This window comes from Ravibacter arvi (assembly GCF_039540405.1).
GTDB lineage: Bacteria > Bacteroidota > Bacteroidia > Cytophagales > Spirosomataceae > Ravibacter > Ravibacter arvi.
The window spans coordinates 362,396-379,262 of record NZ_BAABEY010000036.1 but is presented as its reverse complement, the minus strand read 5'-3'; the positions used below and the strand labels follow the sequence as shown (position 1 = coordinate 379,262).

Genomic DNA, 16,867 nt, shown 5'->3' with positions numbered 1-16,867 from the left:
TGCTCTCTACTCTTTTAACAAAAATAAGCTAACTTCATTCAACAGTCGGCACATAAAGAATAATGTAGTTATTTTATCTAAAAAAAAGCTACATTTATAAATTAATACCTTAGATAATAGCTATTTCAAAAACAAATTAACCAGCACAATGTTTTCACTTGATGATGCTGACGTTGCCATCCTGCACCATCTTCAGCAAAACGCTACTTTAAAGACCCGGGAGCTCTCGGAAATGGTCAACCTCTCCTACACGCCTGTATACGAACGGGTCAGAAAACTGGAAAAAGAGGGGATTATCAAAAAATATGTGGCGCTCGTAGACCGCGAGAAGGTAGGAAAAAAGCTCATGGTCATCTGCAGTGTGGCGCTCAAAGAGCACTCCCGGGCGATGGGAGAGCGCTTTGTACAGGCAGTGATGGGCTATACCGAGGTATTGGAATGCCTGAATATATCGGGAGAATACGATTTTCTGCTTAAAGTAGTCGTTGAAGACATGCCCGAATACCAGAAATTCCTGATGGAAAAATTAGGCTCGCTGGAGAATATCATCGGCAGCACCCAAAGCCAGTTCGTAATGGGAGAAATTAAGGCGACAACGGCGCTTAGTTTGCAGCGACGGCAGGGGTGAGGGGGGAGGTATGAGGAGTGAGGGGTGAGGGGTGAGGTATGAGGGGGTGAGCTTCAGGGGGCGGATTTTCCTTTCCAGACGACGACGGAGGAGGGGCCTGTGGCGGCCTTCATAAAGTCCTGGTATTCTTCTTCAGGTACCACTTCTCTTATCCCCAGTATGTTGCCATTACAGTCATGCACCACACAAAGCAGGCACGACATGTGGGCCTTGTTGTAATTGAAATAGGTTGTTCCCTTGTACTGGAACGCTGTTACCCTCAAACCCCATTCCGTCCCGTTCTTACGCTCCTCGTCCAGGAGCTTCTTTAACCAGGGCAGGTTTTGGGCCGGATTTCTGACACCACACGCGGAAACAGCAGCAGCCTCATCTTTTTTACACGCTGCCAACGTATACGTCACCAGCAACAGAGCGAAGAAGATTTTCATTTCAGATCAGGGTTATTCCCTCAAAAGACCCTCATGTCTTTGATTTAGTTGCAATTGCAGCAAAAATAAACCCGGCAGGGAGGATACTATCAGCTCAGCTCCTCGGTTTTGAGCTGCTTCTCGTGCAATTCAAAATAGACACCGCCTTTGTTCATCAGGCTTTCGTGCGTACCGGACTCTACTATTTTCCCCTCGTCGAGCACCACGATCTTATCGGCAAGCTTGGCCGAGGACACGCGGTGAGAAATGATCACCGATGTTTTGTCTTTCATGATCCTGCTGAGGTTGTTCAGAATCACATTCTCCGTGTGGGTATCTACCGCAGAAAGACTATCATCGAGCACCAGTATTTTGGGCTGACGGACAATAGCGCGTGCAATTGAAAGCCGCTGTTTTTGTCCGCCGGATAAGGTAATTCCGCGTTCACCCAACCGGGTTTGAAAACCCTCCGGGAAACCCTGGATATTGTCGTACAGGTCAGCATCTTTCACCGCCTGTTCCACCTCTTCCATGGTCAGCTCGCCCGCGCCGAATCTTACGTTGTTCTCTATAGTATCAGAAAACAAAAAGACCTCCTGGGGTACATAACCGATCTGGCGCCGGATATAGGATACCTCGTAATCTTTTAACGGCACGTCATCCACCCGGATCTCCCCTTCCGGATCGTACATCCTGACGATGAGGTTGGCCAGCGTACTTTTCCCGGAGCCGGTGGTTCCCAATATTGCCACAGATTCGCCTGCCGCGACCTCCAGGTTAAACCGGTCCAGGCCCACAATTCCCGAATCCGGGTACACGAAGCGCACATCACGGAAAGACAGTTTTCCCTTGACTTCCGTCATCAGCTTTTTCCGTGAAACAATCTCGGTTTTTTCATTAAGGAACTCATTAATCCGCTGTTGGGAAGCGGCGGCACGCTGAACCTGGCTGGTGGTCCAGCCGATGGCCATTACCGGCCAGGTCATCATATTGAGGTAAATAATAAATTCTGCAATATTCCCGGCGGTCAGCCTGCCGTTTATTATTTCCTGCCCGCCCACGTAAATCACCAGCACGTTGCTGAGGCCCACCAGGACCATCACCAACGGGTAAAACAAAGAATCTACCTTTACCAGCTTCAGCGATCTTTTCTTGAACTCATCGGCGCCTGCCCGGAACTTATCGGCGAAGAACGACTCCTGGACAAAAGTCTTGATCACCCTTATCCCGGAAAAAGTCTCCTGGGCATCGGTAGAAAGTGTCGACAATTGCGCCTGGATCTGCTCGGAGCGCTTCATAATCACACTGTTCACATAGTAAATCGCAACTGACAGGAAAGGCAGGGGCAGCAGCACATAAAAAGTAAGTTTCGGGCTCACCGAAAGCATGTAGGAAATAACCAGCACAATCAGCACCACCAGGTTGATCCCGTACATGAGGGCGGGCCCTACATACATCCGGACCTTCCCGACGTCTTCCGAAATCCGCGCCATTAGGTCACCGGTATTGTGCTGCTTGAAAAAGCGCATGGGCAGCTCCTGGTATTTCGCATAGATTTCGTTTTTCAGATCGAATTCTATGTGGCGGGACATCACGATAATGGTCTGCCGCACCATAAACAGGAACACTCCCTTCATGATCGCCATCAGCAGGATCAGGAAGCCGAAATAGGGTATGGTCGTGTAAAACTGGTCCCGGATACCGCTTTGGAGGGAAGATCCCTGGAAGGCAAAGTAGACATCGAGCGTATCCTTTACCAGGTCGAGAGACTGCCGCACGATCTGCGCGGGCAAAATTCCGAAGAGATTGGAAATAATCGTGAAAACAGTCCCCAGTACCAGGTACCACTTGTATTTGAGCAGATACTTATTGAGATGCGCTAGTGCCTTCACAAAAAAAATATTAGGATAACCAACCTTTCCTGTCCGATATGGAACGAACCGGTGATTTCTTGAAAACAAGATAAAGCGGCCGAAAGTTTACGATCCGGAAAAAAACGCTGCGGTTACCCCCGGGGAAAAACAGCCCGGGGTGTTAACCACCGGAGATTCCGGCGGTTAGCACCCCGAACGGCACTTCCATTTTATTTTTCCCTGAAGAAGAGGGACACCGATACGCCCGTAAAACCGAAGTTTTCACGGAGGCGGTTTTCGAGATAGCGCTTATAGGGTTCCAGCACGTACTTGGGATGGTTACAAAAGAATACAAAACTCGGCGACGCGGAAGGCAGCTGGATCATATACTTGATTTTGATGTATTTCCCACGATAGGCCGGCGGGTGGTGCTTTTCTATTTCGGCCTGCATGACCTCGTTCAGTTTCGAGGTAGAGATCTTTTTGGTTTTATTCTCGAAGACCTCCATTGCCTTCTCCATTACCTGGAAAATCCTTTGCTTGGTAAGTACCGATGCAAAAATAATGGGGATATCATTCTGGGGCGCCAGTCTCTCCTTGATCGACTTCACCCAGGCATCTGCTGTTTTCGAATCTTTTTCTACGAGATCCCATTTGTTTACCATCAGCACAATCCCCTTTTTCGCACGCTGGGCGTGACCGATGATGCTGATATCCTGGCCCTCCAGTCCCCTGCCGGCATCAATCAGCACTACACAGACATCGGACTCTTCAATTGCTTTCAGGGAGCGCAGGGTAGAATAAAACTCTATACTTTCCGCAATCCTGGACTTGCGCCTCAGCCCCGCTGTATCCGTCAGGATGAACTCCTTTCCGTAGGCCTTGTAGTGGGTATGGATAGAATCGCGGGTAGTTCCGGCAATATCCGTTACGATACTTCTTTCTGTGCCTGTAAGCACGTTCAGGAAAGAAGATTTGCCGACATTGGGACGGCCGATAATGGCAATTCTGGGGATCCCCTCTTCCGGGTTTTCCTTTCCGTCCTCGTGGAAATAGCTCACCACGGCGTCCAGCAGCTCGCCTGTCCCCTCGCCGGTTTGAGAAGATACGGCAAAAATCTCCGATTCCAGGCCAAGCTCATAAAATTCGGCGACGGTAAGCCGGCGCTGTTCGGTTTCTGCTTTATTGGCCACGATCAAAACCGGCTTTTTGTAACGCCGGAGCACATTGGCAAATTCTTTGTCCAGCTCGGTCAGACCCGAATCGGTATCTACCATAAAAAGTACAACCGTTGATTCCTCGATGGCCAGCTCTACCTGTTCGCGGATTGCTTCTTCGAAGACATCCTCGGAGCCCACCACATACCCGCCGGTATCGATAACGGTAAAAAACTTCTCGGTCCAGTCGGCATAACCATAGTGACGATCACGGGTAACCCCGCTCTCGTTGTCCATAATTGCCTTCCGCTGTTCTATCAGCCGGTTAAATAACGTGGACTTGCCCACATTGGGGCGCCCCACTATCGAAACTATATTCGCCATGTAAATTATTCTTTATATCCCAACTGCTTCAGACGAAGCTCATTATTCCGCCAGTCGGGATCAACTTTAACGCGTGTTTCCAGGAAAACTTTTTTCTGGAAGAAAGCTTCCAGGTTTTTTCGGGCCTGGATGCCTATTTTCTTTAACATCGAGCCTTTTTCGCCGATAATAATCCCTTTCTGGCTGTTCCGCTCAACCAGAATATCGGCGAGGATCACGATGATATCTTCTTTTTCCTTGAACTCCTGGATTACCACCTCGCTGCTGTAGGGGATCTCCTGTTTGTAGTTCAGGAAAATTTTCTCCCGGATAATCTCGGACGCAAAAAACCTCTCCGGACGGTCGGTAAGGTCATTGTCCGGGAAATAGGCCGGATGTTCGGGAAGCAGGTTAACGAGCACTTCCAGGATGCCGTCAGTGTTGTAGTTATGCAGGGCAGAAACTACGGCGACGTGCACCGGTTCAATCACCTCCTTCCATTCAGCAATTTTACTTTCCACCTCTTCCTGCCCGGACAAATCCATTTTGTTGATAATTAAAACAATAGGAGCGTCAGTTTTTTTAAGAAGCGGCAATGCGTCGTGGGTTTCCGCTTTCTCACCGGGTTCGGTTACGAAAAGGACGGCATCCGCGTCTTCCAGGGAACCGCGAACGAAAGCCATCATGGAATCGTGGAGCTTATACGTAGAATGCAGAATACCGGGGGTATCTGAATAGACGAGCTGATAGGGAATCCCGTTCTCCACGCCGTTGAGGATACCCATGATGCGGTGACGGGTAGTCTGGGCTTTTGAGGTGACAATGGAAAGCGATTCGCCCACCAACACATTCATCAGGGTAGATTTACCGACGTTAGGCTTCCCGACAATACTGACAAAGCCTGCGCGATGCGGCTGATTTGTTTGATTCGCTTCCAAAATTTTACCGGTTTCCACTAAAAAAATATGCCTGAAAAAAAATTGCTTTGACAAAGGTAGTTGTTTTTTAAAAATTCTTTGCTACCTTTGCAATCCGGTTACACAACACCGCGGGATGGAGCAGTTGGTAGCTCGTTGGGCTCATAACCCAAAGGTCACAGGTTCGAGTCCTGTTCCCGCTACAAAGAAAGACAGCCAGTTACATGAAAATGTGACTGGCTTTTTTCATGGTGGGTACAACAATGAAGTGTTACACCTGTAAGAGCTCCCCAATCAAGAGCTAAAAATTTCGGAGTACGTCGCCTCTATATATTCGACCTCAGATTCTTTCAGCGCGGCGAACTCCTTCTCCCTGGCCCGCTTGGAAAGTACCCCCTCATTTTGCTTCAAGAAATTGAATAGCAAATCAACGGTTGAAGCCGGCATTTCGATCAGCGCCTCGATCTTAGCTTTAAACTGATCATACCGTTGCAAAAATCTAATTTCCTGCGGCAAATCGACTTCGATTGTTTGCTCAACACAGGAGTATAAGAATTCCACATGCGGCGTTGCATCAAAATAGCGGTAATAGTCACCGGTATCGTTCAAGACACGAACGTTCATCTTCTCGGCCGGTTCCCAATCGATAAGAGGAAGCAGTCGTTTGGAATAGCTTTCCAAAACCCGACGGTATTCGTCTAAACGTTCCAGAATGGGAGCGGATACGGGAAATACAACACCTGGCGGATTAAAGCCCCGCTCGGACAAAACATGATGAATGAGATAGCGATGGATACGACCATTTCCATCTCCGAATGGATGGATATACACAAACCCGAAGGCAAGAACACTTGCTGCCAGAACAGCATCCACTTTACCTGCATACTGGGTGTCAAAATCAATCAAGCCTTGTACAAGACTCGGTAAATCTTCATGCCTTGCGCTAATATGTTCCGGCAGCGGTAAGCGACTCTCCCGATCATGTTCTCCCACAAAGCCGCCACCCTGGCGCAAGCCCATTTCAATAAAACGATTATCGTTTCCGATGACGATTTTCTGTAGCCGCAAAAGTTCAGGTAGATCAAGAGGTTGCTTTCCGGCCTCTCCGATGGCTCTGCCCCAACGTTGAATGCGGTTCTGCGGGGGAGATTCTCCTTCAATCGCATAAGAGGATTTAGAATCTTTCAGCAGAAGAAATGCAGCTGTTCGCGCGAGTATGTCGGCTGAGATATTTCCAACCGCTTTTTGTGCACGCCCGGCTAAGTCCTGTGCGATATAGGCATCTATCTTCGGCGTCCGAAAAACCAAAGGACAAAAATTCCTCGTGCCCGGCAGATTGTTCTTAACCCTGTGTCGCGTCGAATTTTTGCCTTTGCCCGCATATTGCTGCTTTTCATCCAGCACTTCAACATACGAACCTGTTTTGGCATCAGGCAGATCCAGCGGCTTATCCAGGAGCCATTCGTATAAAAACCAGATGCGGCGCATGTAGGAGCTTGTCGGCTTGCTTGAAATCATAGCTGCAATTTCCTGTGGCTGCACGACATCAAACAGCCGTTTTAGCACAACCAGATCCACCCCCTCATATTTCAGCGCAAAAACGAGCTGTCCTTCCAAAGTCAAGTTCGGCTTGTGGCGCGGTGTTAAAATGCGCCACCCGTCTTTTTCAAAAACACTATGCCGCGTGCAGATAGCCGATAAAACCCGGGGGAGTGGAACGGAAAGCTCATAAGCGTGGATCAAGGCAGCATAACCAACGGGTACGGCTGCTTCGGGCAACCGCTTTTCATGAAAAATAATTACTGCTTCAAAAAAAAACTTACTTTCTTTATTGGGCATGAAAAACGATTACTTTCCGAGAAATTCGATTACAAAAAGCAATATAGCATGAATAGCGATTACTTTCTACGGATTTTAATAATTCACAGCCCCTTTTGGCGAAAAACAGTTACCGGCACAGCCTACCCCAGAAATATCAGATTATTTCGGAAAGCATGGAAGGCCGGCCTTCCGCAGTTTTCGTTGCAAAAAGCCGGCCTTTAAACGAGGTACGACATTCAATAAACCGGCAGTCCGGTCAGCGTACCACTTGAGAAAAATCGCGCAACTCCGAATTCAGCACCTTTTCCCTCAGCTTAACGATATTGTCGGTATTCATTTTGCGGAAAATATTCTTTTTGATGGTACTGATCGTCGACGATTTCCGATTCGTCTTCCTGGCAATTTCGCTTACAGACAACCCTTCGGAAAGCTCCCTGGCAATATAGAACTCTGTCTTGGTAAGCAGAGGCCGGCTTTCCCTTTCCGCCGCGAAATCGTTCATCAACCAATCTACGGCCTGTGGACAAATATATCTTCTGTCCTGTCCTATACTTTCAAAGCAGTCATTGATTACCTCCAAAGAATCAAGCGTAGTAAGAAAACCACTTACCCCGTAATTCAGATAAGCCCTCAGATTCTGACAAGGATTTCTTTGAGAAACGATTTCAAAAACAACTATCCTGCTTTTAGGATACTTCCTGGACGCCGCTTTCAGCTCCGAAAGATTTTCATCAGGAGCGTCCATTTGCGAAAGACATACGATTACAATAGTTTCAGTGGATACGTCCCTGCTTTTGACGGCCTGAGACCGATCTCCCGGATTTTCTATCACAATGCGCTTCGCTTTTTCACGTAAGACATTTGTAAATCCCAGGTTGTAAATGGGCGATTTGCCAATGATTACTATATCCATTTTTATTCTTCTTTGTGCTCCGTCCCGGGCGTATCCCTTTCCGGCAACTACACACCTCTATCTCAGTACCGATATTTTCTGGTGCAGGGTTGATCCGTTTTGCGACTTTAACGTCAGAATGTAAATGCCTGCCGGGAGGTTAGCGGCATCAATTCCATTGACCGGAAAAGAAGCAAGGTCGATAAGCGTCCGGCCCGACACGTTCTGTACCCGGAGACTATGGAAGCGGCTCTGAAGCTTGCTGTTGACCCATATGCGATCGGTTACCGGGTTGGGATAGCCAACAAATATATCTTCTTCTTTTCCTCCTTTAAAATCAATCGATTTAACCGGGCTGTATTCAAAACTTGCGTCGACGTCCACCATTTTTAACCGGTAGTAATTAATCCCGTAAGGAGGAGAGCCATGACTAAACCGGTAATTTATCAGCGACCGGCCTTCTCCCTGAGCCCGGGCTGTCCCGAGGCTTGCCCAGTTTCTTGCATCGGTACTGCGTTCTACCTGGGAATAGCTGCTATTGATCTCTTCGGTAGTCACCCAGCGCAGCAGGGCGCCGGCGCCTTCCCTTGTGACATTGAACTCAGCCAAAGCGACCGGTAGGCTTCCGTCTACATAGGTAAATTCCTTTGTATAATCATCCTCGGTCGGGTTTGTGCCCGGTCCGTTGGGAGCATTGCCATTGGAAGTCAGGTTGACATTAAATCCATTGAATGGCTGCGTCATCGGCGTAGCTTTTGTGGCTTTATAAGCGATGGTAATTTCACCTCCGCCCCGGGCTTCTATCTCCTTTATCTGTTTCCCGGTATAGGTGCTGGTGGCTGCATTATAAGTCCAGGAAAAGTAGTCTTTATAGTCTCCTCCCACGGCGCTTACCGGGTCATTATAATGGTCGTCGTCATAGGTGCCGTTGCCCATGCTTATGATGAGCGTAATGGGGTCATATTCTCCGTCAACATCCTCGAATCCTATAGGTTCGCTGCCGCTATTGCCAAAAAGGAAGGAAAAAGTAGCATATGGATTTGCACCGGGGATCGGGGCAACGCTGATGTTCGCACTTTGTACAAACGGGTTGGTGTCGGCAAAAGCTGCGGAGAAAATGAGGCAGAAAAATACTGGTAAAAATAATCGTTTCATAAAAAGAGTACGGTTGGTTTTAATAAAGGTGGTCGGGACCACTTCCGGCCCCGACCGAAAAATCATTTTAGAAGCCCGAATACTCCACAGACTCTATATCCGTATTATTCGCATCGTTGGTTTCACCGCCGCTCGGGTAGTCGATCTGTACCGTCACCGGCGAGGTGCCCATGGTCTTTCCGGGCGTAAAGGTGCCGGTGAACCCGATGTAGCGCGAACCCCCTTTGGGTATCACTGCGGTAGCTGTCCAAGTGTGGTAAATCCCTGAAGCCGAATAGGTCCAGATAGCGTTGTGCAATGTTCCCAGGGCGTTCGAAGTGGCCGCGCCATCCCAAACCACTGTCCATTTGGCATTTTTGGGTACCCTCACCGTAATTTTTGCGCCCGTGGTAGGCCCACCCGAAGTACTGTTCAGATTGAGCACACGAATACGCGCGGTAAACCCTCTGGTTCCGGATATCACGTTAGGGTCAAATGTTACGAACGGGGTAAGATCGGGGACTACCGCATCCAAGGTGGTAAGGTACAGGGTAGCCAGGTCGCAGGCTACCGGCGTACCGTTATCGCAAACCTGGTACACTACCGGGACGGTTCCTACAAAATCAGCGTCAGGAACAAACGTATAGCTTCCGTCGGGCCTGAGTGTTAACTGACCGGCTCCGGGAATTACCGTCGGTGTGTTCCCGATGACAATCGGAGTACCGTTCGCATTCGCAGTAGTCACGGTTGTGGTGTTTCCTTCAGGATCCGAGTCGTTGCTTTTCACATTACCGGTCATGGTTTTACCTTTCGGAGCCGAATTGGCATCATCATTGGCCAGTGTGGTATTGTCTGCCGCAGGCAGTACCACGATGTTCAGCTGCGCGGCATCCGTTCCTCCCTTTCCATCGGAAATCGTATAGTCAACCGGATCGACCGTACCGGCAAATCCATTAGCAGGCGTAAACGTATAGGAGCCGTCGGGCTTCAGAAGAAGCGTCCCTGCGTTAGGAACATTATTGCCATCCTTGTCTTTCCCGGGAACCTGTACCGTAAAGCCGAGCGGTATGGATGATCCTGTTACCGTAAGCGGATCACCATCCGGGTCGCTGTCATTGACGAGCACATTGGCGCTGATCGGGGTATTTATTTCTGTCTTCACATTATCATCCTGCGCGATAGGGCCGTCGTTTCCTGCGGTAGTTGCCGGGATCACTTTGATATCCAGTATGGCATTATCCGTATCTCCGCCTACATCTGTAATATTGTAGACTATCGGGTTAATGGTCCCGTTGAAACCGGGAGCGGGTGTAAAGGTGTACGTGCCGTTGGCATTCAGCACAATACTTCCCGCGTTGCTAACCGCTGCACCGCTCTTATTGACCCCGGAAACCGTAGTGGCAACGCCTACCGGTATCGGTGTCCCTCCCTGGGTTGCCCCCGTCACGGAAAGTCCGCTTCCTTCATCGTTTGTGAGCACATCTCCGTTTACCGGTACATCCTGCGGCGTCTGATTGATGTCGTTAATAGCAATCAACGCGGGAACAAACGGCACGGTAATAGTACCCGGAGCCGACACCACCTGCGCGTTATCTTTTACCGTAAATTCGAATGTAACCTCTACTGTACTCCACGGACTGGTACCATCGGGATCTACCGACACCTTTCCCGGATCAAACGCAGCAATCGGGGTAGCTGTAGTAATGGCTACGCCATTGTAGTAGAGTGTACCGTTGGTAGCCGGGAAAAGGACTACCTCCCGGCCGGAAAGATTGCCGGTATACCCGTCGGGGGCATCTTCAAAATCACTTGCTTCGAACAGGGAAGCAGCAAGCGGTACCTTCGTGGTACCCCCTGGGTTGATCAAAGCCTCCGAGGTCTTATCTCTTGCGACCGGCGCCTGTTCCATTCCGAAATCGGCATTCCCGACCTCGCCTGTAAGCGTCCCGAGTGACAGGACACCACCCTTGTTATCCGTATCGGCGGCGCCTTCGAGGTTTGTACCGGTTGCCACCCATCCCGAAGGCAGTTGGGCATCTGCAGCTTCGAGAGTAGAAGCCGGCGCTTTCTGCTCGGTAGTAAGAATAATCTTATACGCATGTCCGGCCTGCACATCCGCGAAGAGAAACGTTCCGTCGGGACTTACCTGAACAGACTGAACTACCTGGTTATCTGCATTGACAAGGTTGGCATACACATTGCCGCCCGTTACCAGCGAACTTCCGCCGTTGCTATCGCCGCTGTTCCCGCTGACCGTTTTTTCGCCGGCCCCGGCTACGGCATTTCCGTCGGAGTCGTGCCACAATTTACCGGCAACACTCACTTCGTTGGTAACATTAAAATTGTCTGCTGATACGGCAACCCTGCCGCAGGCGTCGGTGACAACTACCTGAATAACGATTTCTGTAGGTGAAGTAACAGTGGGAGGAGTAAATACGGTAGTGGCGGCACCAGCGCTATTGTTGACCGAAAAGCTTCCGACCGGTGCAGAGTCGCTTTTCCTTATGGCCGTCCACTTATACGTCAAAGCGGCCCCTATAGGAGAACTGGCTCAGACAGAAAGCTGAACAGGTACAGCCATATTACTACCGGAAGCGCCCACTGCCGCGATCGGGCCGACATGGGGGGTTTTGCCTTCCATAGTCATGAAGCTCCAGTTAAAAAAGGCCCGCATCGCTGCTACTCCCGATGCGTTGTTTTCGTTGATATCATGCCCGGATTCATACATCACCGAGCCACGGTTGGGGTCACCGAACGCCTGCCCATACACGATGACCGCGGCAACACCCGGCGACTTGCCCGGTACATCTTCCTGGGTGGGGTCATATGCGATAACATTCGCTTCATCTCTCCACCCGCCGCCTAATACCGGCATGTAAATCTGCTCGCTCCCGTTGGTATGGGCGAGGTCTGAAGTACCCAGATACTGTGACACCCAGTCGTCGGCGGGCGTAGCCTTACCGGTTTGGGTAACCGGCATAGCTGCGTTCGTCAGGTAAGCTGGCGTTCCGTCCTTATGCTTGTCCCACAGCACCAGTGAATTCTGGGAATAGCTGGTTTTACCTGCTTGCGGAAGAACGATTCCCGTCCCGGCGGCGGTTACCTTACGGGTAAGAAAATTCATTTGCTGCGAAATATTGGCAGGGTTGTAAGTATTTTCAAGCGCACTGATGGCATGACATCCCGCCCAGATTGAACCTTTGCTTACCTGGTTCCACGTGAGAAGATTCCCGTGCGTGCTCCATTTCGGATCAGCGTGGGGCATGACAAAGATATCGTTACAGGCACCAAGATTTTGAGGATCTATCCGGTTATAAGCGCTGGACGGAATCCCCGCATTCTGAATGAACTTTTCGGAAATCTTACCGTTTTTATCGTCCAGGGTCCACAGGGGCACGCTGCGGATAGTCATCGTTTTCGCACCCTGGAAGGTATAATCGGAAGGAATCTGGTTGGCGGTCACAAATCCCCTGGTATAGCCGTTTCCGCCGTTGGTTGTGTTGGAAGCGGCTCTCCACTGGTTGATAACGGTTTGAACGGAAGAGCTTAAAAACTCCGACGATATAACAAACAAGCTTCCTGAATAAGCAGTGCCGTTAATCACATAGTCGGTAGCGTCTTTTGCTTTTCCTTCCTTTACCACCCACAGTACCGGGACGTTATAAAACTTCACCAGTTCGTGAATCATCCCATAAGGCTTAAGCCCTTTGTCTGCGGCCGACGTATTGGCATTCATCTGGATGATATATGAACCTGACGGGATGGTAACCTGGGCGGAAAGGTGGTGACTTAACAACACCCCCAACAACCAGCCGGCAACGCATCTTCCAAACCAATACCTGCTGCGGCGCAGGCCAAATGTTTTTGTTAGAGTTTTGTACATAGACTTGATTTTTAGTGAAACCTGAATAGTTATTGGAAAAAGAAGGGGGCCTTCGGGGGGACGAAATTCCAGTTCAGTTGAGACATAGCGCTCCCCTGCCGGAAATTCAATTTCCGGTCGGGAAACAAGCGTTCCGCTCAGGTGAAAAAAGCCATCGGCCCTGTTTTAAGGCCGGTAATCCGGATCCTGCGGCAAAGGCACTATCGCCTTAACTTTAGATCAGAAGCAGGCTAATTCTTTCCTGTTTAAAGGGCAGCTGACAACATCGGCCTTCCGGGATACAAGGCCGTATCCCTATGCCTGACGAGAAGGTTTGTAATCAATTTCAGCCTGATAACAAAGCCCGCCGGCCACGGAGAAGGAACTGAATCATGTCCTTCTACACGCCGACTGGGAGTGACGAGGTAATTCTGAAATGCATCCATGGTTTTTCTTTTGGGGGGACAAGAATCCATCGAATTGTATTTAAATACTAACACCTAAAAAACATCTTTCCCGGGCAATTCAAATCAACTCTATTTTAATCTCCGGGTATACATAAATTTCTATTTCAATACGACTTATATAGGCAAGAAGCGGTATCGTCATACACTTTTCTGCTCCGGGACACTTACCTAAATATTACTACAGGCCTACAAAACTTCATCGCCTTGTTTCTACGACAAAAGCAGACTGAATGTAGCGTCCCAAACAACGTATACGTTACAGAAATTCCGGAATTTTGACAGAATAGCGCTATTTTATATAACTTATGCAATATTTTGCATAATAATACCATTATAAATTTACATTCCAAGCCCAACCTTTTCCCTGTTTCATAACTACTTCCGTCGCATAGAAAAATAGAAACCTAGCTACATTATCCAAATATTTCTACGCAATCAAACGCTAATACCTCTCCTATGACCGCATCAATAATCCTTAGCAACCCGATTCCGTTAATAGAGAATTTTCTATCCTCTGTTTTTGCCAATCAAACTTCAGCCATCAGGCTTTGTGCGGTCGGTCGTGAATTCGGATTGATAAATCAGGAGCATATGTACCGGGATATATGTACAAAAAGCAGGGCTGCACCGGAGTTATAACCCGGAACAGCCCTGCTTTTATTCTCTGGGGGATTTTACGCTTCTACTTCTTGATAAATTTCAGGCTTTGGGAAAGGCCGTCGGTAGTTAACGATAAAATATAGACGCCGGGCGCCAGCGAACTGACATCTGCTTCACAATGGTCCCTCGATATGGTTTTTACAGGGATAAGGATCGAAACACCTTTTAAATCCAAAATCTCTAGCCTGGGTTCGCCTTTTCCGTAAAAACTGCTGTTTATCCTGAGGGTATTACCAGCAGGGTTTGGATACAAATACGCCTCAGCCGTGGTTCCGTCAGCCCCCAATTTCAACCTTCTGACTGGAGAATATGCATACTTCCCGTCATAATCTATTTGCTTCAAACGGAAATAATAGGTTCCCGCCAAAAGATTACCGATGGTATAGCGGTATAAATTGACCGTGTTTTTTCCAATCGCCGGAACGAAGCCTGCTTTCAAAAACCCGCGGGCATCGAGACTCATCTCGATGTCAAACCCCAGGTTGTTCACTTCCTGTGTGGTTTTCCAGGAAAGCTGCACATTACCCGGCTCCTCGCGCGTAACCTCAAAACTGATTAGTTCGACCGGCATGGCGTTCTCTATGGTAAAATCCTGGTTGGATATATCGAAAAAGATATTGGGCACATTTCCGGCATCGGTGCTGGTGCTGGGCGCTACTTTGATCCTGGCCGTCGTTGTATTGATGTTGGGGAGTACAACCGACGCGCTGCCTGAATTAGGAAGGCCGCTCGCCAGCAGGGTCGAAAATGTCAATCCTCCATCCGTCGACAGGAGAATATCGACCAGCGTACAGCTTACCGGCGCAGCGGTAGTCCCGTTCACGCTCCACTTTACTGCCAGCTGGCTATTGGCTTCGTGGGTTCCGGAAGGGTCATCGGTTACCAGGAAGGGCCCTGAGCCGCCGTCTATAGTTACTGTCACGTTTTCCCTGGTCACCCCGCCCCGGCTGTCGCGCACGGTGAGGGCGTGCGTAGTAATAATGCCCACGGAAGGCAGCTTATCTCCTTTCGCATAGTTGGAGCCATCCAGAACGGCCGAAAGCCTCGGGTAGAACCTTCTGCCCGGGTTGCTTTCAGTAGCCTGCACCGGGACGTACGACCGGAAGAAAGGCGGCCTGGCAGCATCGGAAATGGTTGTGGCGGTGAGATGCGTCTTGTCGGATTCATCGCTGATACTGGTTCCCTCCCAGCTGTAACTCAAAACGTCACCTGGGTCAGCGTCTGTAGCCTGTCCTTCCAGGACAAAAGGTGTAGACCTTGGCACCGTATGCAGGGCCGTCATAGCCGCAATAGCGGGGACAGCGTTACCCGTAGCAGTTTCGGTAAAGCAGCTCAGCGTTGCCACGTAGGCGTTTGCCTGCTCCAGGCTTACGGCATGAAAATTCAAGAAAGGGGCATAAGGCGTTTCGTAGTCGTCATCGCCCAGCATACCATCGGCAATATTTGTATTGCTGCAGGTAAATCCGTAGCTCATAATCGTAGTTCCCGCGCCCGGCTCCACCGAGGTTTCGAAAGCCCGCGTTGTACACACCGGTACATTGCTGTTGTAGGTATGCGACATCCCGAACTGGTGACCGATCTCGTGAGCTACAAGCTGAAAATCAAACACTTCAGGAAAATTACCATCTCCCACACCGGAAACGCCCTGTCCTTTGGTCGCGTCATCACACACCGACGGCCGGACGGCAACACCACCGCCGGATCCGCCCAGCGTGCCCAGCACGTGCCCGATGTCATAACCGGTGCTCCCGAAAATAGCATCCAGGTTGGCTTGGTTTTGATCCAGCATGGCATCCTGGTCGTCGTTGCTATAGGGGTCGTTAGCAGCATCTGTGTAAACCAGCGTTTCGTCACTGACCAGCGAAAACGCGATGCTCAGCTCCTGCCGGTAAACGGCATTCAGGTTATTTACATAATTGGTAAGTGCATTAAAGCCCTCTATCTGTATACCGTTGCCCTTCTGGGCCGTAAATTCAGCCGTAGCCGCCATTGCCAGTTTAAAGGTCCGGAGCGTAGCGCCGGTAGCAGAAACTGCGCCTATCCGCCCGTGCTCCGTATGCGTATCCAAGCCGTTTCCCCCGAGGCTTTCCGAATCATGGACCCCGCACCGGTTATTGCTGTTGTTCGCCTTATGATGGGCCGGGCTTACCGCATCACCGGCAAAGTAGCATTTATAGGTGCTGTCTGCAGTTCCGTCTTTGAGCTTTTCGAAATAGGCCGTGTCATCTCCCGCTCCGAGAATGACGGCGCTAAACCCACTGGAAGTAAAATTGATACGGATCGTGAGCCGGGGGTTCTGCCGGCCTTTCCCCGCGTAGGTCCTGATCTCCGGGTGTTTGCGGGCCACATGGGCAGCGAGAATCGGCGATTCGAAAATATCGAAAACGGCTACCGTCCCGTCCGGTAGCGGCACTTCCAGCGGAATGCCGGGGGTGCGCTTTCCGCTGAACTCCAGCGGGGCGTCTTTCAGGTAGAATTTCAGCTTTGCTGTATGCACCTGGAACAGGGAAAACCTGGAGATGTAGCTCCCGATCCGGGCCGAAGTCGCATCCGGCACCTTTGCTTTGGTGAAAAAACCCGTTTGAGCCAATGCAAGCTGGAGCGATAGTGCGAATAAAATTGTAAAAACTGCCTTCATAGGAAATAAGATTAAATAGTGCAATAAATAAGTCAAAGTAGTGTAGTTAAACCGGTTTGATAGGTTCG

General features: G+C 49.7%; 11 protein-coding genes and 1 tRNA gene. 2 read left to right on the top strand and 10 right to left on the bottom strand.

The genetic code is table 11. From position 1 onward, the window contains the following. The first annotated feature begins 148 nt into the window (after positions 1–148). Complete coding sequence (locus tag ABD852_RS21250) at positions 149–628, top strand: Lrp/AsnC family transcriptional regulator (protein WP_345032601.1); 480 nt, start codon at positions 149–151, stop codon at positions 626–628. Positions 629–681: 53 nt separating this feature from the next. Here ABD852_RS21250 and ABD852_RS21245 read toward each other — a convergent pair whose 3' ends face one another. The 4 genes from ABD852_RS21245 to era all read right to left on the bottom strand — a co-directional run bounded on the left by ABD852_RS21245 (position 682) and on the right by era (position 5,346). Further along, the gene (locus ABD852_RS21245; RefSeq protein WP_345032599.1) at positions 682–1,056 is read right to left on the bottom strand and encodes a hypothetical protein; all 375 of its coding nucleotides are present in this window, start codon (positions 1,054–1,056) and stop codon (positions 682–684) included. Between the two features lie 89 nt (positions 1,057–1,145). Continuing rightward, on the bottom strand, positions 1,146–2,927 hold the full coding sequence (locus ABD852_RS21240; protein WP_345032598.1) for an ABC transporter ATP-binding protein: 1,782 nt from the start codon (positions 2,925–2,927) through the stop codon (positions 1,146–1,148). Between the two features lie 191 nt (positions 2,928–3,118). Further along, the gene (der, locus tag ABD852_RS21235) at positions 3,119–4,429 is read right to left on the bottom strand and encodes a ribosome biogenesis GTPase Der (RefSeq protein ID WP_345032597.1); all 1,311 of its coding nucleotides are present in this window, start codon (positions 4,427–4,429) and stop codon (positions 3,119–3,121) included. A gap of 5 nt (positions 4,430–4,434) precedes the next feature. Then, positions 4,435–5,346, bottom strand: a complete 912-nt coding sequence (era, locus tag ABD852_RS21230) for a GTPase Era (RefSeq protein WP_345032595.1) — start codon at positions 5,344–5,346, stop codon at positions 4,435–4,437. A gap of 109 nt (positions 5,347–5,455) precedes the next feature. On the opposite strand from era, the gene ABD852_RS21225 reads away from it, so the two are divergent. Next, positions 5,456–5,528 (top strand) — tRNA-Met (locus ABD852_RS21225). A 91-nt stretch (positions 5,529–5,619) separates the two neighbouring features. On the opposite strand, the gene ABD852_RS21220 is transcribed toward ABD852_RS21225, so the two are convergent. The 6 genes from ABD852_RS21220 to ABD852_RS21195 all read right to left on the bottom strand — a co-directional run bounded on the left by ABD852_RS21220 (position 5,620) and on the right by ABD852_RS21195 (position 16,799). Further along, positions 5,620–7,164: a Fic family protein gene (locus tag ABD852_RS21220; RefSeq protein ID WP_345032593.1), complete on the bottom strand. Its 1,545-nt coding sequence runs from the start codon at positions 7,162–7,164 to the stop codon at positions 5,620–5,622. Between the two features lie 238 nt (positions 7,165–7,402). Then, positions 7,403–8,059, bottom strand: a complete 657-nt coding sequence (locus ABD852_RS21215; RefSeq protein WP_345032590.1) for a helix-turn-helix transcriptional regulator — start codon at positions 8,057–8,059, stop codon at positions 7,403–7,405. Positions 8,060–8,116: 57 nt separating this feature from the next. Further along, on the bottom strand, positions 8,117–9,193 hold the full coding sequence (locus tag ABD852_RS21210) for a T9SS type A sorting domain-containing protein (RefSeq protein WP_345032588.1): 1,077 nt from the start codon (positions 9,191–9,193) through the stop codon (positions 8,117–8,119). A 67-nt stretch (positions 9,194–9,260) separates the two neighbouring features. After that, positions 9,261–11,699, bottom strand: coding sequence for an Ig-like domain-containing protein (locus tag ABD852_RS21205; RefSeq protein WP_345032587.1), 2,439 nt, complete (start codon positions 11,697–11,699; stop codon positions 9,261–9,263). Positions 11,700–11,723: 24 nt separating this feature from the next. Then, a complete protein-coding gene (locus ABD852_RS21200) occupies positions 11,724–13,055 on the bottom strand; it encodes a hypothetical protein (protein ID WP_345032586.1) in 1,332 nt (443 codons plus the stop codon). 1,128 nt (positions 13,056–14,183) lie between these two features. Next, positions 14,184–16,799: a zinc-dependent metalloprotease gene (locus ABD852_RS21195; protein ID WP_345032583.1), complete on the bottom strand. Its 2,616-nt coding sequence runs from the start codon at positions 16,797–16,799 to the stop codon at positions 14,184–14,186. Positions 16,800–16,867 lie beyond the last annotated feature (68 nt).

Coding starts and splice junctions, on each gene's coding strand:
- ABD852_RS21220 (WP_345032593.1), bottom strand. CDS start 7,164: ATGCCCAATAAAGAAAGTAAGTTTTTTTTTGAAGCAGTAATTATTTTT.
- ABD852_RS21200 (WP_345032586.1), bottom strand. CDS start 13,055: ATGTACAAAACTCTAACAAAAACATTTGGCCTGCGCCGCAGCAGGTAT.
- der (WP_345032597.1), bottom strand. CDS start 4,429: ATGGCGAATATAGTTTCGATAGTGGGGCGCCCCAATGTGGGCAAGTCC.
- ABD852_RS21245 (WP_345032599.1), bottom strand. CDS start 1,056: ATGAAAATCTTCTTCGCTCTGTTGCTGGTGACGTATACGTTGGCAGCG.
- ABD852_RS21215 (WP_345032590.1), bottom strand. CDS start 8,059: ATGGATATAGTAATCATTGGCAAATCGCCCATTTACAACCTGGGATTT.
- ABD852_RS21250 (WP_345032601.1), top strand. CDS start 149: ATGTTTTCACTTGATGATGCTGACGTTGCCATCCTGCACCATCTTCAG.
- ABD852_RS21210 (WP_345032588.1), bottom strand. CDS start 9,193: ATGAAACGATTATTTTTACCAGTATTTTTCTGCCTCATTTTCTCCGCA.
- ABD852_RS21195 (WP_345032583.1), bottom strand. CDS start 16,799: ATGAAGGCAGTTTTTACAATTTTATTCGCACTATCGCTCCAGCTTGCA.